Annotated in this window: 1 protein-coding gene; it reads right to left on the bottom strand. The window is 68.3% G+C overall.

What is annotated here, in order from left to right; translation table 11 throughout:
• Positions 1-378, bottom strand: a 378-nt coding sequence (locus AB0C16_RS40910) for a hypothetical protein (RefSeq protein ID WP_357691608.1), incomplete at both ends; no start/stop codon positions are given.

The following is a 378-nucleotide window of genomic DNA, read 5'->3' as shown; positions in this document are numbered from 1 at the left end:
CACCAGGTTGACGTCCGGCTGGGACTCGTCGGCGGGCTCGATCCAGGTCTCGATGCCGGCCGAACCGCCCGAGGTCTCCCCGTACTTCTGGCGCAGGGTGTCCAGGATCGGTCCCAGCGAGGGGTACTTCTCCTTCGTCAGCACCGTGCCGTTGCGGTCGACGGCCTCGATCGCCGGTGTCGAGGACTCACCCGTCTTCAGCGTCGCGCCCTCCGTCAACTGCGGGTGGACGACGGTCGGTTCCCAGTCGACGAGGGCCTTGCCCGTCGTCAGGCCGCGGACGACGGTCAACTCCGAAGCGTAGGAGATGGGCTTCGACTTCCCCTCGTACGCGACGGTCGCCTTGACCGTGTACGGCACCTTCGTGCCGGTCGCCGG

This window comes from Nonomuraea sp. NPDC048916, from assembly GCF_040649575.1.
Taxonomy (GTDB): Bacteria; Actinomycetota; Actinomycetes; order Streptosporangiales; family Streptosporangiaceae; genus Nonomuraea.
Note: the sequence above shows the minus strand (reverse complement) of the source record. Positions and strands in the feature narration are given on the sequence as shown.